This window comes from Flavobacterium sp. 9AF, assembly GCF_902506265.1.
Classification (GTDB): Bacteria; Bacteroidota; Bacteroidia; order Flavobacteriales; family Flavobacteriaceae; genus Flavobacterium.
This window is the reverse complement of the sequence record NZ_LR733556.1, coordinates 1,918,063-1,939,379: the sequence shown is the minus strand read 5'-3', so window position 1 is coordinate 1,939,379 and position 21,317 is coordinate 1,918,063. Positions and strand designations below refer to the sequence as shown.

Genomic DNA, 21,317 nt, shown 5'->3' with positions numbered 1-21,317 from the left:
AGATATTTATGAAAAATAGAATTTTACTCTTTATATTTATATTATTCGGAATAACTACTTATTCCCAATCGCCACAAGGATTTACCTATCAAGCTATTATTAGAGATGGTGGCAATGCTTTAGTGGCAAGTGCTCCAATCGGTATGAGAATTAGTGTTTTACAAACTACATCAACTGGAACAGCTGTTTATGTAGAGACGCAAAACCCTACATCTAATGCAAACGGATTAGTAACTCTTACTGTAGGTACAGGAACAGTAGTTTCTGGTTCTATGGCTACAATCGATTGGTCAGCAGGACCTTATTTTATTAAAACAGAAACAGATCCAACAGGTGGAACAAGTTATACGATTGTGGGTACAAGTCAAATAATGAGCGTGCCTTATGCATTGTACGCTGGTTCTTCTTCCCCAATAGGTACGGCAGGAGGTAGTTTAGCTGGAACTTATCCGAATCCTACTATTGCATCTGGAGCAGTAGGATCTACTGAAATAACAGATGGTGCAATTGTAAATGCAGATGTAAGTGCTTCTGCGGCTATTGCTTACAGTAAATTAGCGTTATCAAATAGTATAGTAAATGGAGATTTAACAGCCAACTCTGTAACTACTTCTAAAGTGGCAGATGGAACGGTAACAACAAACAAAATTTTTGATAATACAATATTAAATGCAGATATTAATGCAGCTGCAGGAATTGCTTATAGTAAATTAAACTTATCAAATTCAATACAAAGTGGAGATTTAACGGCTAGCTCGGTTACAATCCCTAAAATATCGGCTACAGGTACTGCTGATAATACTACTTATTTAAGAGGAGATGGACAATGGGTAGCTCCAAGTGCTACACCTTCTGGAGCTGCAGGAGGAAGCTTATCCGGAACTTATCCTAACCCTTCGATTGCTTCTGGAGCAGTAGGATCTACTGAAATAACAGATGGTGCAATTGTAAATGCAGATGTAAGTGCTTCTGCGGCTATTGCTTACAGTAAATTAGCATTATCAAATAGTATAGTAAATGGAGATTTAACAGCCAACTCTGTAACTACTTCTAAAGTGGCAGATGGAACGGTAACAACAAACAAAATTTTTGATAATACAATATTAAATGCAGATATTAATGCAGCTGCAGGAATTGCTTATAGTAAATTAAACTTATCAAATTCAATACAAAGTGGAGATTTAACGGCTAGCTCGGTTACAATCCCTAAAATATCGGCTACTGGTACTGCAGATAATACTACTTATTTAAGAGGAGATGGACAATGGGTAGCTCCAAGTGCAACACCTTCTGGAGCTGCAGGAGGAAGCTTAGCCGGAACTTATCCGAATCCTACTATTGCTGCTAATGCAGTTGGAACAACAGAAATTGCAGATGCAAGTGTTACTATTCCTAAAATTTCGGCTACGGGTACTGCAAGTAGCACTACATTTTTAAGAGGAGACGGACAATGGGTTGCTCCAGCAGGAGGTATTACAGGTACAGGTGCTAGTAATTATTTAACTAAATGGACAACTGGTGGTTCTGTTATAGGAAATTCACTAGTTCAAGACAATGGAACATCTGTTTCAGTGAATTATCCAGTACAAGGAAGCGCTCAATTATTTGTATATCGTCAACAACAAACTGCAGTTGGTGATGGTCAGGCAACAATTTATGGATATCGTGACCGAAACAGTCAAAATCAAGGAACCAACTATGGACAAAACGGAAGTAATACGGCACTAACAGGTATGTCTTTTTGGGGTGATGATTATTCTTTCGGTGTAGGTGGATGGAATTATAATGATTTTACACGTACAGGAGGTGTGATTGGTAGTGAAATTTACGCTGCTTACTGGGGTGCGCTTGGTTACAAATCATCTTCAACTCAGTTCTATGGTGTATACGCTACTACTGCGCTTACTGTAGGATCAGGTTATCTTCCAACTAATGAGACAATCGGTATTGGTGGTGGATTCTTCGGTAACTTGATCGGTTCTGTTACGAAAGGTGAAGTAATCGGTCAGTTGAACTCAGGGGAATTATTTGCTGCATATAACTCTGGAAATGTTTATACTTTAGGTAAAAATGTGGAATTAGTTGAAGCGGCTAATCATGTAAAAACGCCAGTTTATGCAGTAACAAGTGTAGAATCTACAATTTATGCAAAAGGAAGCGCTAAACTAGTAAATGGTCAAGCATATATTTCTTTTGATGATTCTTACAAACAGTTATTAGGAGAAACACCTGAAGTAACGGTAACACCTAAAGGAAATTGTAATGGTGTATATATTGCTTCTGTAGATAAAAATGGATTTACAATTAGAGAAATGAATAATGGTACTAGTACAGTAGCTATTTCATGGATTTCTGTAGGAAATAGAATTGATAACCGTATGGATAAAGCTACTGAAATGGTTTCTGACCCTAGTTTTGATAGAAATATTCAGCAAGTATTATTTAACGATTCTAATTTAGATGGTAAAGGTATGGGCATCTGGTGGGATGGAAACGCTATTCGTTTTGGTAATATTCCAGCACACTTAACGACTGTTAAAAGACCAATTGAGCATAAATAATCTCAAGAAATAACTTTTGAAAGACCCTTTTTGGGTCTTTTTTTGTTTATATTTAGCATAAAATCTAAATAATGAAATTTAAATTTATTCTCTTATTCCTATCCTTTCAAGCTATTGGACAAATTGAAAAAGACTCTATAGAGGTTACATTATTAAAAGATATTATTTATTATCTATCTCAAGATAGTTTACAAGGTAGAATGTCTGGAAGTGAAGATGAAAAAAAAGCGCTTTCTTATATTCAAACAAAAATGGACAGCTTAGGGAAGAATCGTTTTTTTAGACAAGAGTTTTCTATTCAAAAAGATAAAAAAGAATTGAATATTACTAACGGTTATGTTTTTATTAATAACTATTCAAATGAAACGATTTTGCTTTCGGCACATTATGATCATATAGGTTTTGGAAATGGATTATCGACTAAGTTTAAAGATAATGAAATACATAATGGAGCAGATGATAATGCATCAGGTGTGGCACTAATTATGCTTTTATATAAAGATATAATAGAAAATGGAAGTAAGGATAAAAATTATTTATTTGCTTTTTATTCGGGTCACGAAATCGGCCTATACGGTTCTGAATATTTTTCGAAATTAATTTCAAAGAAAAAGAAAAAATTTAAAGAAATTATCGCTGTCATTAATTTTGATATGGTAGGAAGAATGGACAACGATTTGAAAATTTTAAAGTGTTTTGCCAATCCAATCGCTACGTCTCATTTTAAAAAAATGGAAACTTTTCGCACAGCACTTAATTTAAAGATAGAAGGAGAAGAGAAATTAAAATTATTAGATACCAAACCTTTTATAAATAAAAAAAGTGCCTGTTTTAGTTTTACTACAGGCACTCATTTAGATTATCATGCACCCGATGATGATGCAAAATATATTAATCTAATAGGTTTATTTAAAATTTTTCAATATACCCGTCATTTGATTGCAACGTTTTAAGTTTATAAATTGTCAATAACTTTATCTTTTGGATACTTCACTTTATAACTAATCCTGAATTTCTTTGTTTCATTGGGTTTTAACTCTATTTTCCAAGTTAAGACACCCGTTTCTTCATTAGCCGAAGCTTTATCTTTTTCTAGAAGTTCGATTGTAATTTCTTTATCCGTGCTAATTGGATATTGATCTTTCAAAATCATATTGATAGCCTCCTTTTTATTGTTTCGTACAATAAGATCATACGTAAATACTTGTTCTTTATAGGAAGATAAAAACTTGGTTCCCGATTTGTCCACTACTTTTTCTCGTTTTATCGAAATCTTTTTATCTCTTCCCATACTTAAATTTAAGGTATCGGAAGTAGCATTGGCATTAATAAAGGTTTTTCCTACATAAGTACCTTCAAAAATGATATTGGCTTCTCCTGGTAATAAATTAAATTTCGAATAATCGTTTAGCTCCGCTAATAAAAAAGCTTCTTTTTCTAGTTTTGGTACGGCATAATATTTATAAGAAGCAGGTAATTGAATTTCTTTTAACGCAACACTATGGGCTTTTCCATTAGATAGAATATCATATGGAATGTCGATATCAAAGCTTACATTCAATTGATTTTCAGAAATTGTAGTATAATCTGAAACAGTTGATTCACTTAAATCAACATTGTCTTTTACAACTTCTATTCCTGCAGCATAACCCTGAATAGAATTTAATGTGGAATTTTCTCTTTTATAATTTCCATAATTTGGATAACCAAAGCGTAAAAACCAAGCACTTAAAATAGGAGCTTCATTACTTTGATTCGGATTCCCACTCGATAAAGTTAGTTTTACTTTTTTCCAATCGATTCCTGTATTCTGAGTCACTTGTCCTTTGTATAGCATGTCAATTGGACTACTAATACTTTCTGCTCTTAAATCATAAAAAGGATACCAAGATGCTCCTTGCGTTAAATAATTAATGTCTAAATCAACTGTTCCAGCTAAATCATTCATTACTTGTAGAATTAATTTTCCTTTAGACGTTTTTTCTTCTTTTCGGGTATTGATTTCTAATTTGGAATTTAAAGTAGCCAATTGTTCTCTTAATTTATTTTCTTTTTCAGAAAACGTATTTACTAGGTTACTCAATTCCGTTCTTTTACTAGTATAATAATCTACTAATTTCATCAATTCGGTAACGCTTAAAGTAGCATTTGCACCAGCTATTTGTTGGTTTTTGTCTAATAATTCAATGGTTTTGGAATGTGATGCTTTTTGATTCATCACTTTCGCAATTTCTTTGGTTACCCAATCGATACTATCTCGTACTTTTTTAATAGTAGGATTACTTTCATCAATTTCATATTCAGAAATATAATTTTTGGTAAACTGAACCGACAACACGGTAATGTTTTTGGGAGCATTAATTTGTACGGTGCTTTCATTTACATAATCGGCTACATTCTTGATAACAATTTCACTATTGCCTTTGGGTAAAGTTACTGTTGTAGATTGTGATAATTCGGCACTGTTTATATAAACAGTTGCGGCATTTACTTTTGCTGTCGTGAAAATGGGTTTCTGAGCCCAAATGGAAACACTTGCTAAAAGAAGTAATCCTACTATTATTTTTTTCATGTGTGTACTTTTTGTATAAAGATTATTTTTGGTAACTAAAGGTTGGAAATAATATTTAAAAATACCAATTATTTTTCAACATGATATCCTTTCTTTTTACCTAATTCGATGATAGAGGTAGCAATGGCATTCCCTAAATCGTCTTGTTTTTTCTCTTTCTTCATTTCGATATCAATATATTCCTGACGTTTTTTGGCTAACGTACTAATTTCCTTTTGAATTTTTTCTCTTTCAGCGGATTTTTGCGCTACATAGGTTTTAATTTCTGCTTTACTTTTTCCTTTTAATTCTGTAGGTAATTCTTCTGCCTTGATTTGGTCCAAAGCTTTTTCATCTTCACTTACTTTATCTACTAAATCCCAACTTTCATTTTTGTAAACCGCTTTGGACTTACTCACTGATCGTTCTACATAATTCGCTTTGGAAACACTTTCTGCATTAGCATCTTGTGCTACTTGATTCATTTTCTTTTCAGCTCCTTTTCTTCCATAACTCACATAGGTTTCATTGATTTTTTGATTGTACACAGTAATTTCATCATCATAAGGTGTATTAATATAACGTACACGTTCGTTAGAATCGATATTAAAGTATTTCCCGTTTCCGGTTATGGCACCATCTTGCCAAAACGTACGAATGCCTTCTTCATGATCACCACAAAATATGGTATTAATATAAATATCTTGTTTTAAAGCATTTTTTACTGCTTCTTTATAATTTACACTTCCTTGATTGAAAGGCTCATTTCCAGCGATATAAACTAACTTCATGTTTTTATTGCCATCTTTCCAAGTCAATTGTTTTACTGCATCTTGAATAACTGCTCCACAATATTCTTCACCACCATTGGTACGTAAAGCAAATAATTTTTCAGATATTAAGTCTAAATCGCTTGTTAAAGGAGCCACTTGTCTGATGTAATTAGAAGCAGAGGATAAGCCATCATTCCCATATTCATATAATCCGATTTCTATTTCTGGAGTTTTCCCTTCATATTTTAAAGTAGTTAGGGTATTTACGATGTTCCATAAACGCGATTTTGCTTGTTCAATTAAGCCATCCATACTATTAGACGTATCTAACAAAATAGCTACTTGGATTTTGTTGTCAGAAAGTGGTTTTTCAATTGTTTTTTCAACGGTAACTTCACGGTTTGCCAATGTTTCTGCTTTACTATTGTTGCAACTTCCAAAAGTTAAAGTGGATGCCAATAAAGTGCTGATATATATTATTTTAGTATTCATAATTGCTCTTTTTAATTTTATTTTTGAAGTTTTTGAATGTCATTTTCTATACTTAGGATTAATAAACTAGTTGCTGTACAAAATACTGGACTTGTAATACAGTGATGTCCGTTCCAGCTACCATCTTGATTTTGAATCTTAATTAGTTTGCCCGAGACATTGTCATACCAGTTTTTCCAGTCGTTGTCTTTTTTTACGATCATCGATTCTCCTGTTTGTAAAAAGCTTAAGAATTCTTCACCACCATTGTTCCCAAAACCATTCATTACATCTTCCCTCATGGCTTTTACTTTAGCCGATTGATATACTTTATCTGCTACATCATAAGAGGCTGCTTTTTCCTTGCTAATACCTAATTTTTCTAAATTTTCTTTAGTAAGTTTTGCATCTTGAGATATTTTTCCTTCCTTTTTACCTTTTTCTAATATTTCTTCAGCCTCTTTAGATTCTGTAGCACTTCCTCTTACCGAACTGCTTACAGCATATAAAACCACACCTGCTCCGTCATCTGATTTTACCGCTTCTGTTTCTGCATTGTAATTGCTTTTTTGGTAGTTTCTTGAATTATCTAATTTGTCTTTATCTACTTTAATATTTTTATTCTTTGCTGCTTGTTCTAAACCTGAACTAGCAAATGAAGATTGCAAAACTCCAGCCCAACCTGCCCCTTTTATTTTGCCATTTGTATCTGAAGACTTTTCAATTTTATCCACACAATTTTGAATGGCTTTTTCTACTCTTTTTGTTAATTCTTTGTCTTCTAAGGTATCTACGACCTGATTTAAAAATTGAAGTGCTAAAACAGCATCAATATTTTCTCCTAATTTCCTTTGTATTTGCGTGCCTCTTATTTGCGTAATAAAAGGTTGATCCGCATTGGTTTCAATTTCTTTTAAAATAAAATACAAGGCTTTTTTTAGTTCCTCACCGTATTTTTTACTGTAAATAGAATAGCCACAACGGTATAAAGCCATGGCAGCCATTGAAGTTGTAGCTGGATCAGAACTTACGGCATGAGGATTCATTTCTTGTTGGTTAAAATGAGAACCTGCACCCCAACCACCATCTTGATTTTGTGCTTTTATAATCCAATTTTCACCCGCTGTAATTTTTTCACTAAAGGAATTTTCCATTTTATAGGTAGCAAATCCTGCAACAGATTGTTCTCCCATAACCGACATAAAAACACAAGGTTTTTCTTCTGTATTTATTAATGCTACATCGGGTAATGTGTCTTTTTCTATTGTTTTATCAATAAGAGAATTGCTTTTCCAAGCGACAGTAACTAATACAGTTATTAGTCCAGTAATAAGAATTGTTTTTTTTGTGGTTTTCATAATTTTTGTTTTTATTACTATTTTATAATACAGTTTCTTCAAAAGAAAGATTGTGTTTATTAAGAGAAACTAATTCAGATAATTCATAAATATTTCGATAACCATATCCATATAAGTTGAGGAATGTGGGGATGTTTAATGCTAATGAAATGGGTTTAGATGAACTGTTTTCTTTTGGTAATACTATTTTAGAAGCAAAAAATACTGGTTCATTTTCGATATTGTTATTGCAATAGATTAGGATTTTAGTAGTGTAAGAGGGAATAATAGCAGCTAAATTATCTTGAGTGAAATCGGAAAAATTCAAATGGATAGCACCTTTAAGGTGTTTTTTGTCATACATTGCTTTAGAGCGTGTATCTAAAATAAGGGAGTTCTTTTCTTTTGAATATTCTGTAAAAGTGACCCAATCAATTAATCTTTGTTGTCTGTACTCTTTAACTTCTTTTGTAAGATTTTCAAAAGCATCAAAATCTACTAAAGCAGGTGTAAAAGATGTTGATTTTTTAGTTGTAATAGACGAAGATAAAAAAGAGGAAATCATAAAGAATAAGATTAAATTAGCTATTATTTTTGTTATTTGATTCAAATTTAGGTTGATAACAAATGCTAATTTTGGAGACTTGGTAAAAACGGCTTTTCACTTGGTAAACCAATAAAATAATAATTGGTAAAAAATTTATCTTTACCTTGTATAATTAAACCATACAATGCAAGTAAAAAAAATCACATATTTATTCTTTATAATTTTTATAATGTCTTTACACATAAAGGCTCAGGATACTATTAAAGACAAAAAAGCCAAAGTTTCTTTATCTAAATCAGTTGAAAAATTAGAGCGATCGATTGATACAAACGATGATTTTAAGACTGCAAAGAATTATGAAGAATTGGCTTTGGTTTACCAAAAAAAAGGCGATTTAGCCAAAGCAGAAGAATTTTATAAGAAGGCAGAAACTCTTTATACCAAATTAAAAAAAGTGGAAGATAAAACGAGAGTCACGCGTTCTATTGCTCAAGTGCAGGAGAGACAAAATAAAATGGTTCCAGCGATTCAAAGTTATGAAAGTGCAGGTCGAATTGCAGATGATGAAATGTCTCAGCGATTGAATTATAATGATGCCAATAGACTACGCAACCAAAGCAACCCAAAAGCACAATCGGATTATATTAATTCGAATATTCAATTATTAGAAGAAAAATCGAAAGACAAATCTGTTAGAGAATTCAAAAAAGAAGCGATAAAAGAAGAGGTTGCCAATGCTTACGTAAAAAAAGCAGAAGCCGATCTATCTGCTGCTGAAACGGAAGAAGCTATTGAAAGTTATAAAAATGCTTTAGATTATGTGAAAGATGATACTGAGGAAGCCATTAAAATAAAAAATAAAATTGCAGAAGTTTATAAAGAGGAGAATGAGTATGAAAAAGCACTAACCATTCAATTGAACTTGTTAGATGAAGCGAGAAAAAATAAGGATTTCGAAACTGAAATAAAGCAATTACAAGAAGTAGCGGAAATTTATTTTCAATTCAATCAACCTGAAAAAGGTGTACAATCGTTGAAAGAATCCTATACTTTAGCTACTGAAAAAGGAAATTCTAAAGAAGTTAAGAATAGTTTAAATCAACTAGTAGCGTATTACAAATCAAAAGGGAATGATAAAGAAAGTGTGTTGCTTTATGATGATTTTTTAACCCATTTTGATGAAATTGTAGCTGCAGATAGTTCTTTAATAGAGGATAAAGTATTTCAAATTTCCGAAAAGAAAATTCTACAATTAGAGAAAGAAAAAGCGTTAAAAGACGAATTAATTAGCAAAAAGAACCGATTCAATTATTTTTTGATTGGCTCTTTAGCGTTACTTTTTATCTTTTTTGCATTGATTGTAAAAGCCTTATACGCTATTAAAACTAAGAATAAAAAAATTGCCTTGCAGTCTTTACGAAGAGAAATGAATCCGCATTTTATTTTCAATAGTTTGAATAGTGTGAACCAATTTATTTCTGAAAATAAAGAATTAGAAGCCAATAAATACTTGAGTTCGTATTCTCATTTAATGCGAAACATGATGGAAAATTCTAATAAAGACTTTATTAGCATTAGCAATGAATTGGAGCAATTAAAAAAATATCTCGCGTTAGAACATTTGCGTTTTCAAGATCAATTTGAGTATCAAATTAGGATAGACGAACAGATTGATGCTGAAGTTACCTTTATCCCCAATATGATTTTGCAACCGCATTTGGAAAATGCCATTTGGCACGGATTACGCTATAAAGAAGGCAAAGGCAACTTGCTTTTGCAATTTCAATTGCTTCCTAAAAAAGTGCAAATTACAATTGATGATGATGGTATTGGGTTAACCCAAAGTCAAGCTCTAAAAACCGTTAATCAAAAGGTGCATCAGTCGAGAGGAACGACCAATACTTTGGAACGTATTAAATTATTGAATGAGTTATATAAAATGAATATTAGTTTTTCTATTACAGAAAAAGAAGCACCAGAAACGGGAACCATTGTTGTTATTACAGTACCTTTATTAGATAAAATATGACAGGATTACAAAAGATAAGAAGTGTTATTGTTGAAGATGAAACAGCTGCTAGAGAAGTATTAAAAAACTATCTCACCAAATATTGTCCGCAAGTCGAAATTATTGGTGAAGCGGCTAATATTAAAGAAGCAGTGCCTTTGTTGCATGATTTGGAACCGCAATTGGTTTTTTTAGATGTGGAAATGCCATTTGGAAATGCTTTTGATGTGTTAGAAGCTTGTAAAGACTTGCAATTTGAAACCATTTTTGTTACTGCTTTCTCGGAATATTCTTTAAAAGCCTTAAATCAAAGTGCAGCTTATTATTTACTGAAACCCATTAGTATAGAAGAATTAATTGTAGCCGTTAACAAAGTGCAGCAACAGTTAGCAAAACACGATTTAATCAATCGGAATAAAATTATTGTAGAAAATTTCAGAGAGCCCAAGCCCGAGAAACAACAAGTCATTTTGCCTACTTTGGAAGGTTTTGAAGTGGTTCAAATGAAAGATATTGTGCGCTTAAAAGGCAATGGTAATTTTACCGATTTGCATTTAGTCGACGGTTCTAAAAAGATGGTGTGTCGGTTTTTAAAACATTTCTCCGAAATTTTACCGTTTCCATTTTTACGGGTGCACAAATCACATATTATCAATGTTAATTTTGTGAAAGCGTATAACAAAGGAGGTTTTATTACGTTGCAAGATGAATCGGAAATTGAAATTTCGAGTACATATAAGGATGATTTTTTGAGTAAGTTTAAGTAAAAGAGAACCATTTTATGCATTCACAAATCTCAACAGCGCAATTAGAACAGTTTTACGAACAAGGTTTTGTAAAAATAGAAAATTGTTTGTCTCCAGCATTATTACAAAAATTACGTACTTTTTTCGATGAGGTAATAGCTGATGAAAATGACTTCCAAAAAGTAACCATTTCTGTTGGAGAAAAAAAGTTCATTACGAATGTGGAATTGTTGTGTTATAAAAATAATTTAGCCTGTTTAGAATTGTTGGGCTTACCTTTTTTATTAGACATGGCTCAAAAAATTTGTGGCCCAGATTTTTTTGCGATTCAAGAATTTGCGGTAATTAAAAATTCGGGTGACCAATTACCCGTTTTATGGCATCAAGACATGATGCATCAACGCACAGGCAATTGTTTTACGGTAGGCATTTATGTAGACGATGCCCATGTAGGTGATGGGGCTTTAAAAGTAGTGCCCAAAAGCCATTTGAGTTCAAAAACCATTTGTGAATTAGCACAAGAAGAAGCTATTGAAGTACCTATGAAAGCAGGTGATATTTTGGTTCATGATATGATGTTGGCGCATAGTTCAGGAGTTTTACAAATGCATGAAAAAAGACGTGTCGTTTATTTCGAATTTTTGTCAGCCAAACAAGTCGCTACAGAAGAAATTTATACAGCAGAATTAGTTGCAAATAGAACCCAATTGTTAGCTGTTGCTACCAGTTATTACCAATTGCAAAATCCTTTATTGCCACAATTTCAGTGGGAAAAAGAGGTAACTTGCTATGAAAATGAAGCACAAATTAGAGCCGCTTTACATACTATTTATGCTATGCCAATTCACGCCAAGCCGTCTAATTATTGTTTTGAATTACCCAAATAACTCACTAACTACATCTTCAATTTTGGATACTAAAACTACTTTGATAGCAGTATTTTTTAAAGTGATTTTATTGTGTTTTGAAACTAAAATAGTAGTAAAACCTAGTTTTTCTGCTTCTTGAATGCGTTGGTCTATTCGATTTACAGGTCTAATTTCACCAGAAAGACCTACTTCACCTGCAAAACAAAAACCTTCCTCGATACTGATGTCTTCGTTTGAAGATAAAATAGCAGCTACAACAGCCAAATCAATAGCGGTATCGTCTACCGAAATTCCACCGGTAACATTTAAAAAAACATCTTTCATACCTAAACGAAAACCCGCTCTTTTCTCTAAAACAGCTAAAATCATGTTCAAGCGTTTGGCATTATATCCTGTTGTACTTCGTTGAGGTGTTCCGTAAACAGCCGAACTTACTAAAGATTGAATTTCTATCATTAAAGGACGCATTCCTTCTAAAGTACACGCAATTGCTGTTCCTGATAAGGCTTCTTCTTTGTGTGAAATTAAAATCTCTGAAGGATTGTCTACTTCTCGTAAACCGTTGCCTAGCATTTCATAAATACCTAATTCAGCAGTAGAACCGAAACGGTTTTTCAGAGAACGCAAAATACGATACACATGATTACGATCACCTTCAAACTGTAGCACTGTATCTACCATGTGTTCCAAAATTTTTGGACCAGCAATGGTACCGTCTTTAGTAATATGACCAATTAAAATCACAGGAACATTAGTCTCTTTAGCAAATTTTATCAGTTCTGCGGTACATTCTCTAATTTGAGAAATACTACCCGCTGAAGATTCTATATAATCAGTATGTAAGGTTTGTATCGAATCTATAATGACAATTTCAGGTTCCATTTCCTGAATTTGTCTGAAAATATTTTGTGTTTTGGTTTCAGTAAGAATGTAACAATTGTCGCTGTTGGGGACAATTCGTTCCGCACGCATTTTAATTTGTTTCTGACTTTCTTCACCCGAAACGTATAAGGTTTTATACGGTAATTTTAAAGAAATTTGAAGTAAAAGCGTACTTTTTCCAATTCCTGGTTCGCCACCTAAAAGTGTTAAAGAACCAGGAACTAAACCGCCACCTAACACACGATTTAATTCGTTATCGGTGGTGTTTAATCTAATTTCTTGAGCAGAATCAATCTCTTTGATTAATAATGGCTTAGGTGTTTTGGAAAGTGAGCTTGTTTCTGTTTTCCATGCCTTTTTTTCTTCTTTTTGAATGACTTCTTCTACTATAGTATTCCATTCTTTACAGGCATGACATTGACCTTGCCATTTTGAAAAAGAAGTACCGCAATTTTGACAAAAAAAAGCTGTTTTTACCTTAGCCATATCACTTTATTCTCCTTCTTTTTTTTCTCCATTACCTTCTTCTGGAGTAGGTTCTGCATATTCTTCAACGGTAGATTTGTCTTCTTTATCTTTTAAACCTTCTGCTTTATCTAGCATAAAAGATTTTGTAATCTCTCTAATTTCATTTAGAGTATAACCTTTTCTATATTCTTTAACCGCTTTTTTAAATTCACCCGATTTTTCATAATATAAGGCTTGGTGATAGGTGCCTAAAGTAGTCTTAGGGTAATGTTTGTCGGCATATTTACCTAATTCTTGCAATTCAAAATACGCTTTATTTTTTAAAATAGCGGCTTCAATTGCTTTAAAGTCTGTTAATCTTGGTTTTAATTTTAGACCGAATTTTTCTTCTAATTTGGTGTATTTGTCTATTAAATATTGCGTGTATCCTTTGTCTAAAGTTGCAATCTTTTCTTTGTATTCCATCATAGAAATAGGTTGGTAACCTTCAAAAATAAAATACAACGCTTGAGGAATAGCTTGTGGAACCAACGAGTAATGTGTAGCGCCTTTAAATTGATCGAAACGGTAATTAAATGTTTTGTTAGGAATAGCTGCAATAGTTTGGTCTAGTGCTTTTGCATTTGTATTAATATCTACAAGATCACCCGAACCAATGGCATGATAATAAAAAAGTGGCTTTTTTAAAAGGGTTAATCTTTCTCCAAGTCTTTTAACCATTTGTGGAGCTAGTTCTGCACCTAGCGAAATATATCCGTTAAATAAGGGGTCGTCTTTGTATAAATAGAAGTTTAAAAAACCAGCTGTTGTATCATGACCTGCGATGATTCTAAAAGGTTGTGTTCTGTATTTTCCTTCAATATAAGGTAATAATTCAAATCCAATAAATTCAAAAAACTTAGCGCCTTTATCAGAGGGCAAACCTGTTTGATCATAATCACTATCATCAAAACGTTTTTCACCATAATTTTGATTTATAGCTACAATAATCATTTCGGGTAAATCATCCCAATAATTTCCATATTTTAAATTTCCTTCAAATGGATTTAAAAGGTATTCACCGTCTAATAAGACAAGGATGGGAAATTTTTTTTCAATATCAAATTCATAATTTGAAGGTAAAGAAACCGTAAAAGTTCTTTCTTCTTCCAGTTTTTTGGATTGTATTGATTCTGTTATTCTTTGTGAAAAAGCGAATGAAGTTACTAAAAGCAATAGTAAAAGAAATCTCGTTTTCATATAGTTATAAGTTAGTTTGTGTTTTTTTAGGGATATGTTTTTTTAAAATAAAGATGTATACTTTAAAAATATGTGGCAATATACTAATTAATTTTTATTGAGGAGATGCAAAAGCAAATAAGAAATTAATCCTAACACAATGGTAAGAAGGGTTTGTGAAGTCCAAATTATCCATCCTAATGCTGTTCCAGCGTCTTCAGCAATTCCATACAGTAATAATACTTTTGCAATTGAGATAGGGAAAGCACCAATACCACCATTGGTAAAACCAACAGCGAGTGTGCCAAAAATGAATCCCATAATTACAATATCAAAAGACATAGATGCTGTTTCAGGAATTGAAAAAATGCAAACATAAAACATCATCAAATAGGAAAACCAGATAAAAAACGAATGAGCTAAATATTTCCATTTCGTTTTCATTTTTAATATGCTAGTCATTCCTTCAGCTAAACCTAATAATTTACCTTTAATTTTGAGGATGATGGACCATTTAGACCATCTCCATAAAAATAGAAACACGATTATTCCTAAACATGCGATGAGCAGTAAAAAGGTTATTTTTTTTGGAGAAACATGTGAGAATATGAACGCATTTATTTTGTCAAACTGAAGGATAAAGGCAGTTATAACAAATAGTAAAAAAATGAGGAAATCTACAACTCTTTCAGCTACGATAGTTCCAAAACCTTTATCGAAAGGAACTTTTTCATAATTTTTTAAAATTACGGCTCTACTTATTTCGCCCGATCTAGGTATGGTTAAGTTTAGTAAATAGGAAATGCTAACCGCAAAGAAAGAATTATGAAACTTGGGCTGATAACCTAAATGATTTAAAGAGTATTTCCATCTGTAAGCTCTAGACCAATAACCAAATAAGGAAATAAAAACAGATAAGAAAACATAGAAATAATTAGCATTTCTAAAATATTCTTTGATTTTTTCTACTTCTGTTTCTGTAAAGGAAGAAAATTGATAATAGATAAGACCAATTCCAATTAGTAATGGAATTACAGTTTTTAAAATTTTTTTAAAAATTGGATCCAAAACCTAGGTTAACGAATTGTCTTTTTCATTAGGAAAAACTAATGTAGGTTTGAATTTTTTAGCTTCTTCAAAATCCATAGAAGCATAAGATATAATGATAATAATATCACCACGATGAACTTTCCTTGCAGCAGGACCATTTAAAGTAATTTCTCCCGTATTTCTAGGCCCTTTTATGGCATAAGTTTCTAAACGTTCCCCATTGTTAATATTAACAATTTGAACTTTTTCCCCTTCGATTATGTTTGAAGCTTCCATTAATACTTCATCAATGGTAATGCTACCTATATAATTCAAATCGGCTCCTGTTACAGTAACTCTATGAATTTTCGATTTTACTACTTGAATATGCATGGTGCAAAGTTAATTATTTTGAATAAATTTATTCTTTTTTTTTAATAATTCTAAAGTCTAATTTTTTTAATACATAGGAATGTTATCAATTAACCTAATATTGTCTATAAAAACGGCAATAAATCCTCTGTATTTTTTATTTTTAATTTTTCTTTTGCAAATATGAAGCGTTTCCTCGTCGGCAATTTCAAAATATTCTAATTTAAAATCTCCATCTTTTTTAAAAGAATTTTCAATGTGTGTAGTAACTTCTTTTGCAGATTGAGTAGAGAAGCGTTTTTTTGCCTTTTGAAGTTCTTTATAAATGAATGCTGCTTTTTTTCTTGCTTCAGATGATAATCTTTCATTTCTTGAACTCATGGCCAATCCGCTTTTTTCTCGGTGTATTGGACAACCTATTATTTGTACAGAAAGTTTGTATTTCTCTACTAATTTTTTAACTATTTGTAGTTGTTGAAAATCTTTTTCACCAAAATAAGCTTTATTAGGTTTAATAATTTCAAATAAGCGTTTTACAATAGTGCCTACACCATCAAAATGTCCCGCTCTGTGTTTTCCTTCCATTTTTAATTCTAATCCATCATAATCAAAATGATCTGAAACCACTTTTTTGTGATAAATGTCTTCAACAGTAGGGGCATATACAATAATATCTTTATTTAAAGAATGTATTTTTTTTATATCTAAATCTAAAGTACGTGGGTATTTCTCTAAATCTTCTTGATTATTAAATTGTGTAGGATTTACAAAAATGCTAACTACAGCAAGATGATTTTCTTTTAAGGCTTTTTCTATCAAAGAGAGGTGTCCTTCGTGTAAAGCTCCCATTGTAGGGACAAAACCTATTGTTTTATTTTCTTTAATTAAAGAACTTAAATGAGAGGATAAAAGACCCTTTTCGTTAAAAACAACCATATAGTTTTGGATTAATTAGGATGCAAACTTACTATTTTACTAGATAAATCCATAAATTTTTGTAATTTTGCGTGTTTTTTAAAAACAAAAGTTAAACAAAAAAATTATGGAAGACAAGAGGATATTGTACGTATCATCTGAAGTGGTGCCTTATTTAGCAGAAAACGAAGTTTCATTACAATCATACGAATTTCCAAAAATGATTAATGATATCGGAGGGCAAATAAGAATTTTTATGCCACGATATGGAAATATTAATGAAAGAAGACATCAGCTACATGAAGTAATCCGTTTATCTGGGATGAATTTAGTAGTAAATGACATGGACATGCCTCTTATTATAAAAGTAGCTTCAATTCCAAAAGAAAGAATTCAAGTTTATTTTATAGATAATGATGAGTATTTTAAAAGAAAAGCTACTTTTACGGATGAAGAAGGGGTTTTGTATCCAGATAATGATGAAAGAGCTATTTTCTTTGCAAAAGGAGTAGTGGAGACAGTTAAAAAATTAAATTGGGTTCCTGATGTTATTCATGTACATGGATGGATGGCTTCATTATTGCCGGTTTATTTAAAACATTATTATAAAAACGAAGGTATTTTTGCGGATACAAAAATTATAACGTCTGTTTATAATTTAGGATTTGAAGGAAAATTAAATGAAGAATTAATAGGTAAAATGAGTTTTGATAATATATCAAAAGAAGTTACTAAAGATATTCAAATGCCAGATTACGAGAATTTGATGAAGTTAACAATCGATCATTCAGATGGATTGATTATGGGTTCGGATAACTTAAATCCAACTTTAACAAAATATATAGAAACTTCAGGAAAACCTTTTTTACCTTTCGCAACTAAAGATAATGTTAGTGAACTTTATACTAATTTTATCAAAAAATATATTTTATAAATTACAGTTTTAATTGAATGAAAAAAATTGTTTTGAACATTGTTTTATTGCTAAATGCAATAATTTTTACTTCGTGTGATAAAGATTTTAATAGTATAGGTTCTGATGTTTTAGGGGATGATCATTTTGGTTTAGAAAAAAGAGATGATTTTAGTGTAATTGCATACTCTAAAGGAACAGGTGCCGTTCAGTCAAATAATTTATCTTCAAATATGTTAGGAGTGTATCATCAAGATGATTTTTTTGGTACTACTACTGCTTCTTTTGTTACTCAAGTAGCCTTGGCAAGCGTAGCTCCAGATCTTGGAATAGAAAGAGAAATACAAGCTAATGACTCAGTTTATTTATATATACCTTACACAAGTACTCAAACAGCATCTGGAGAAGGGATCGAACCCAATACATTTGAACTTAGTTCAATTTATGGAGATGAAGATACCGCTTTTGATTTAAAAATATATCAAAACGGATATTTATTAAGAGATTTTGACGCGGTTGATCCTTCAACACGTCAAAAATATTATTCTAACGAGAATACTTCAATTGAGTCTAACGTAGTAGGTGGTCAACTGAATAATTCTTCTAATCCTCTAGAAAATGCAGGTTTTAAATTTAGTAAGGATGAAATTATTATTTATAAGACCAATGGTAATGGAGAATATTTAAATAGTGAAAATCAGGTTACTACAGATTTAACAAAGCGAGTAGTTAAAGAGAGATTGGCTCCTGGAATGTGGATTAACTTAGATAAAACCGTTTTTGAAACCGAAATTATCAATGCCAATGCATCCGATTTAGCAAACAACAATGTTTTTAAAGAACATTTTAGAGGTTTGTATTTTAAAGTCGATGCTATTTCAGGTTCTAATGCAATGGCTTTATTAGATTTTTCAAAAGGATACATTACTGTTCAGTATCATTCAAAAGCGGCATTGACTACAGATGAATTAAAGAAAAAATCTTTAAAAATTAATTTGTCTGGTAATACGGTTAATTTTTTTCAAAATAATTTTTCTTCAGCTTATGGAACTGCTTTAAATGATTCTAACAGCACGACTGGAGATGAATTATTGTATATGAAAGGAAATGAAGGTTCTGTTGTATTTATTGACCTATTCGGGCCAGACAACGATGCTAATAATGTTCCAGATGAATTGGATGAATTAAGAAATGGAAATCTATTGATAAATGATGCTTTTTTAACTTTTTATGCTAAAAAAGGTGAGATAAATGGTCAAACATTAGATGCAAAAAAATATGCTACTAGAATTTATCTTTATGATGCAACTAATAATACTCCAATATTAGATTATACTTTTGATAGTTCAACGGCAACCGATCCTAAAAATAATAAACTGATTTTTGGAGGTATTCTAGAAGTTGATGATTCAGATGAAGCGGTAAAATATAGAATTAGACTGAATAATCATATTAATAGAATAGTTAATGGAACCAATGAAAATACAAATAAAAATGTTAGACTAGGTTTATCTGTTACCGAAAATATTGCAAATTCGTCTAGTTATAACGTTTTTAATTCAACAAGCTTTGGGAATGAAAAATTGCCTGTAGGGTCAATTATTAGTCCATCAGGAACGGTAGTGTATGGAAATAATACTTCCGTTGATGATAAAAAATTGAAATTAGAAATTTATTATACGAAACCTAATTAATTGATTTATGTGTGGAATTGTAGGTTATATAGGGCATAGAGAAGCATACCCTGTTTTAATTAAAGGTCTTAAAAGATTAGAATATAGAGGGTATGATAGTGCAGGTATTGTATTGTATGATGGTACAGATACAAAATTGTCTAAAACTAAAGGGAAAGTTTCAGACTTAGAAACAAAAGCAGAAGCAGAAGGTACTAAATATGGAAATGTAGGAATGGGGCACACGCGTTGGGCAACTCATGGAGTTCCTAATGATGTTAATTCGCATCCGCATTATTCAAATTCGGGGAAATTGGTTATTATCCATAATGGAATTATAGAAAACTATGAACCTATAAAAAAGGAATTGCTAAAAAGGGGATATACATTTCAATCTGATACAGATACTGAGGTTTTAGTGAACTTAATTGAAGATGTAAAGAAAAAAGAGAATGTAGGATTAGGAAAAGCAGTTCAAATAGCTCTTAATCAAGTGGTTGGTGCTTATGCGATTGCAGTTTTTGATAAAGAAAAGCCTAACGAAATTGTTGTAGCTAGATTAGGTAGTCCTTTAGCAATAGGTATTGGAGAAGATGAGTTTTTCATTGCTTCAGATGCAACACCTTTTATTGAATATACATCAAATGCTATCTATTTAGAAGATGAAGAGATGGCAATTGTGCGTTTGCATAAGCCAATGAAAGTACGTAAGATAAAAGACGATTCATTAGTAGATCCTTATGTACAAGAATTACAAATGAATTTAGAGCAGATTGAAAAAGGAGGCTATGAGCATTTCATGTTGAAAGAAATCTATGAGCAACCTAATGTTATAAAAGATACTTACAGAGGAAGACTTTTAGCTAATAAAGGGATTATTCAAATGGCTGGTGTTGAAGATAATATTGAAAAATTCTTAAATGCGGAACGTATCATTATAGTAGCTTGCGGAACTTCATGGCATGCAGGTTTAGTTGCTGAATACATTATAGAAGAATTTGCAAGAATACCTGTTGAAGTAGAATATGCATCTGAATTTAGATATAGAAATCCTATTATAAATAAAGAAGATGTTGTAATTGCAATTTCTCAATCAGGAGAAACAGCAGACACTTTAGCAGCAATAAAACTAGCAAAAGAAAATGGAGCTTTTGTTTTTGGAGTGTGTAATGTGGTAGGTTCTTCTATTTCAAGAGAAACTCATGCAGGTGCTTATACTCATGCAGGACCAGAAATTGGAGTAGCTTCTACCAAAGCATTTACTACACAAATAACCATTTTAACTTTATTAGCTTTGCGATTGGCTAAAGCAAATGGTAAAATGTCTAATTCGGATTACCAACGCTATTTGCTAGAATTAGAATTGATTCCTGAAAAAGTAGCAGAAGCATTGAAAACGAATGATGTAGCAAAGGAGATTGCAAAAATTTATAAAGATGCGCCTAATTGTTTGTATTTAGGTAGAGGATATAATTTTCCAGTTGCTTTAGAAGGAGCTTTAAAGCTAAAAGAAATTTCATATATTCATGCTGAAGGTTATCCAGCAGCAGAAATGAAACATGGACCTATCGCATTAATTGATGAATCAATGCCAGTTGTAATCATTGCGCCTAACAAAGGACATTATGATAAAGTGGTGAGTAATATTCAAGAAATTAAATCGAGAAGCGGTAAAATTATTGCGGTAGTTACCAAAGGAGATATACAAGTAAAAGCTTTGGCAGATCATGTTATTGAAATTCCAGAAACTAATGAAGCTTTAACGCCACTTTTAACTACTATACCTTTACAATTGTTATCATATCATATAGCAGTAATGAGGGGCTGTAATGTGGATCAACCTAGAAATTTAGCAAAATCGGTTACCGTAGAATAACATAATTAAAGCGAAAATTTAAATTTTCGCTTTTTTATTGCAAAAAATTCAAAAAATAAATTGCAAAATTGTCGACAAAAAAGCTATCTTTGCACTCTGAAAAATAGA

At 31.7% G+C, this 21,317-nt stretch carries 17 protein-coding genes; 8 read left to right on the top strand and 9 right to left on the bottom strand.

The window, feature by feature from the left end; all coding sequences use genetic code 11:
• The first annotated feature begins 8 nt into the window (after window positions 1–8).
• Together HALO113_RS08850 and HALO113_RS08845 are read left to right on the top strand one after the other, a co-directional pair.
• Window positions 9–2,561, top strand: a complete 2,553-nt coding sequence (locus tag HALO113_RS08850) for a hypothetical protein (RefSeq protein ID WP_159778681.1) — start codon at window positions 9–11, stop codon at window positions 2,559–2,561.
• Window positions 2,562–2,632: 71 nt separating this feature from the next.
• Window positions 2,633–3,514, top strand: coding sequence for a M28 family peptidase (locus tag HALO113_RS08845; protein WP_159778680.1), 882 nt, complete (start codon window positions 2,633–2,635; stop codon window positions 3,512–3,514).
• Window positions 3,515–3,516: 2 nt separating this feature from the next.
• Here the strand turns inward: HALO113_RS08845 and HALO113_RS08840 are convergent, their stop codons facing one another.
• The 4 genes from HALO113_RS08840 to HALO113_RS08825 form a co-directional block, all read right to left on the bottom strand.
• A complete protein-coding gene (locus HALO113_RS08840) occupies window positions 3,517–5,133 on the bottom strand; it encodes a DUF4139 domain-containing protein (protein WP_159778679.1) in 1,617 nt (538 codons plus the stop codon).
• Between the two features lie 68 nt (window positions 5,134–5,201).
• Window positions 5,202–6,377 (bottom strand): VWA domain-containing protein, encoded by a 1,176-nt coding sequence (locus HALO113_RS08835; protein WP_159778678.1) that lies wholly within the window; start codon window positions 6,375–6,377, stop codon window positions 5,202–5,204.
• Between the two features lie 17 nt (window positions 6,378–6,394).
• Window positions 6,395–7,714: a hypothetical protein gene (locus HALO113_RS08830; protein WP_159778677.1), complete on the bottom strand. Its 1,320-nt coding sequence runs from the start codon at window positions 7,712–7,714 to the stop codon at window positions 6,395–6,397.
• A 22-nt stretch (window positions 7,715–7,736) separates the two neighbouring features.
• A complete protein-coding gene (locus HALO113_RS08825) occupies window positions 7,737–8,258 on the bottom strand; it encodes a rhodanese-like domain-containing protein (protein WP_159778676.1) in 522 nt (173 codons plus the stop codon).
• Between the two features lie 211 nt (window positions 8,259–8,469).
• Between HALO113_RS08825 and HALO113_RS08820 the strand changes: the two genes are divergently transcribed.
• The 3 genes from HALO113_RS08820 to HALO113_RS08810 are packed head-to-tail and all read left to right on the top strand — an operon-like array spanning window position 8,470 to window position 11,881.
• Window positions 8,470–10,269, top strand: coding sequence for a histidine kinase (locus HALO113_RS08820; protein ID WP_236554634.1), 1,800 nt, complete (start codon window positions 8,470–8,472; stop codon window positions 10,267–10,269).
• On the top strand, window positions 10,266–11,015 hold the full coding sequence (locus HALO113_RS08815; RefSeq protein ID WP_159778674.1) for a LytTR family DNA-binding domain-containing protein: 750 nt from the start codon (window positions 10,266–10,268) through the stop codon (window positions 11,013–11,015). The genes HALO113_RS08820 and HALO113_RS08815 overlap by 4 nt, the downstream gene beginning before the upstream one ends.
• Before the next feature lie 14 nt (window positions 11,016–11,029).
• Entirely contained in the window at window positions 11,030–11,881 is an 852-nt protein-coding gene (locus HALO113_RS08810; protein WP_159778673.1) for a phytanoyl-CoA dioxygenase family protein, read from the top strand.
• Here the strand turns inward: HALO113_RS08810 and radA are convergent.
• The 5 genes from radA to panC all read right to left on the bottom strand — a co-directional run bounded on the left by radA (window position 11,870) and on the right by panC (window position 16,768).
• Entirely contained in the window at window positions 11,870–13,231 is a 1,362-nt protein-coding gene (gene radA / locus HALO113_RS08805) for a DNA repair protein RadA (protein WP_159778672.1), read from the bottom strand. The two genes, HALO113_RS08810 and radA, sit on opposite strands and share 12 nt — an antisense overlap.
• A gap of 6 nt (window positions 13,232–13,237) precedes the next feature.
• The gene (locus tag HALO113_RS08800) at window positions 13,238–14,452 is read right to left on the bottom strand and encodes an alpha/beta hydrolase (protein ID WP_159778671.1); all 1,215 of its coding nucleotides are present in this window, start codon (window positions 14,450–14,452) and stop codon (window positions 13,238–13,240) included.
• 87 nt (window positions 14,453–14,539) lie between these two features.
• The gene (locus HALO113_RS08795; protein WP_236554632.1) at window positions 14,540–15,499 is read right to left on the bottom strand and encodes a lysylphosphatidylglycerol synthase transmembrane domain-containing protein; all 960 of its coding nucleotides are present in this window, start codon (window positions 15,497–15,499) and stop codon (window positions 14,540–14,542) included.
• Between the two features lie 3 nt (window positions 15,500–15,502).
• Complete coding sequence (gene panD / locus HALO113_RS08790) at window positions 15,503–15,853, bottom strand: aspartate 1-decarboxylase (RefSeq protein WP_159778670.1); 351 nt, start codon at window positions 15,851–15,853, stop codon at window positions 15,503–15,505.
• A gap of 66 nt (window positions 15,854–15,919) precedes the next feature.
• Window positions 15,920–16,768, bottom strand: a complete 849-nt coding sequence (gene panC / locus HALO113_RS08785) for a pantoate--beta-alanine ligase (RefSeq protein WP_159778669.1) — start codon at window positions 16,766–16,768, stop codon at window positions 15,920–15,922.
• Between the two features lie 106 nt (window positions 16,769–16,874).
• Between panC and HALO113_RS08780 the strand changes: the two genes are divergently transcribed.
• From HALO113_RS08780 to glmS, 3 genes are read left to right on the top strand one after another with little or no spacing between them, the layout of a single operon-like run.
• A complete protein-coding gene (locus tag HALO113_RS08780) occupies window positions 16,875–17,681 on the top strand; it encodes a glycogen/starch synthase (RefSeq protein ID WP_159778668.1) in 807 nt (268 codons plus the stop codon).
• 17 nt (window positions 17,682–17,698) lie between these two features.
• On the top strand, window positions 17,699–19,354 hold the full coding sequence (locus HALO113_RS08775) for a DUF4270 domain-containing protein (RefSeq protein ID WP_159778667.1): 1,656 nt from the start codon (window positions 17,699–17,701) through the stop codon (window positions 19,352–19,354).
• A 7-nt stretch (window positions 19,355–19,361) separates the two neighbouring features.
• Window positions 19,362–21,209 carry a glutamine--fructose-6-phosphate transaminase (isomerizing) gene (gene glmS / locus HALO113_RS08770; RefSeq protein WP_159778666.1) on the top strand — a complete coding sequence of 616 codons (1,848 nt, stop codon included), beginning with the start codon at window positions 19,362–19,364 and terminating at the stop codon, window positions 21,207–21,209.
• Window positions 21,210–21,317 lie beyond the last annotated feature (108 nt).

Excerpts from the sequence above, each read along its gene's own strand:
- HALO113_RS08825 (WP_159778676.1), bottom strand. The coding sequence starts at position 8,258 with ATGATTTCCTCTTTTTTATCTTCGTCTATTACAACTAAAAAATCAACA.
- panC (WP_159778669.1), bottom strand. The coding sequence starts at position 16,768 with ATGGTTGTTTTTAACGAAAAGGGTCTTTTATCCTCTCATTTAAGTTCT.
- HALO113_RS08840 (WP_159778679.1), bottom strand. The coding sequence starts at position 5,133 with ATGAAAAAAATAATAGTAGGATTACTTCTTTTAGCAAGTGTTTCCATT.
- HALO113_RS08815 (WP_159778674.1), top strand. The coding sequence starts at position 10,266 with ATGACAGGATTACAAAAGATAAGAAGTGTTATTGTTGAAGATGAAACA.
- HALO113_RS08845 (WP_159778680.1), top strand. The coding sequence starts at position 2,633 with ATGAAATTTAAATTTATTCTCTTATTCCTATCCTTTCAAGCTATTGGA.
- HALO113_RS08835 (WP_159778678.1), bottom strand. The coding sequence starts at position 6,377 with ATGAATACTAAAATAATATATATCAGCACTTTATTGGCATCCACTTTA.
- HALO113_RS08780 (WP_159778668.1), top strand. The coding sequence starts at position 16,875 with ATGGAAGACAAGAGGATATTGTACGTATCATCTGAAGTGGTGCCTTAT.
- HALO113_RS08830 (WP_159778677.1), bottom strand. The coding sequence starts at position 7,714 with ATGAAAACCACAAAAAAAACAATTCTTATTACTGGACTAATAACTGTA.
- HALO113_RS08775 (WP_159778667.1), top strand. The coding sequence starts at position 17,699 with ATGAAAAAAATTGTTTTGAACATTGTTTTATTGCTAAATGCAATAATT.
- glmS (WP_159778666.1), top strand. The coding sequence starts at position 19,362 with ATGTGTGGAATTGTAGGTTATATAGGGCATAGAGAAGCATACCCTGTT.
- HALO113_RS08800 (WP_159778671.1), bottom strand. The coding sequence starts at position 14,452 with ATGAAAACGAGATTTCTTTTACTATTGCTTTTAGTAACTTCATTCGCT.
- panD (WP_159778670.1), bottom strand. The coding sequence starts at position 15,853 with ATGCATATTCAAGTAGTAAAATCGAAAATTCATAGAGTTACTGTAACA.
- radA (WP_159778672.1), bottom strand. The coding sequence starts at position 13,231 with ATGGCTAAGGTAAAAACAGCTTTTTTTTGTCAAAATTGCGGTACTTCT.
- HALO113_RS08810 (WP_159778673.1), top strand. The coding sequence starts at position 11,030 with ATGCATTCACAAATCTCAACAGCGCAATTAGAACAGTTTTACGAACAA.
- HALO113_RS08820 (WP_236554634.1), top strand. The coding sequence starts at position 8,470 with ATGTCTTTACACATAAAGGCTCAGGATACTATTAAAGACAAAAAAGCC.
- HALO113_RS08850 (WP_159778681.1), top strand. The coding sequence starts at position 9 with ATGAAAAATAGAATTTTACTCTTTATATTTATATTATTCGGAATAACT.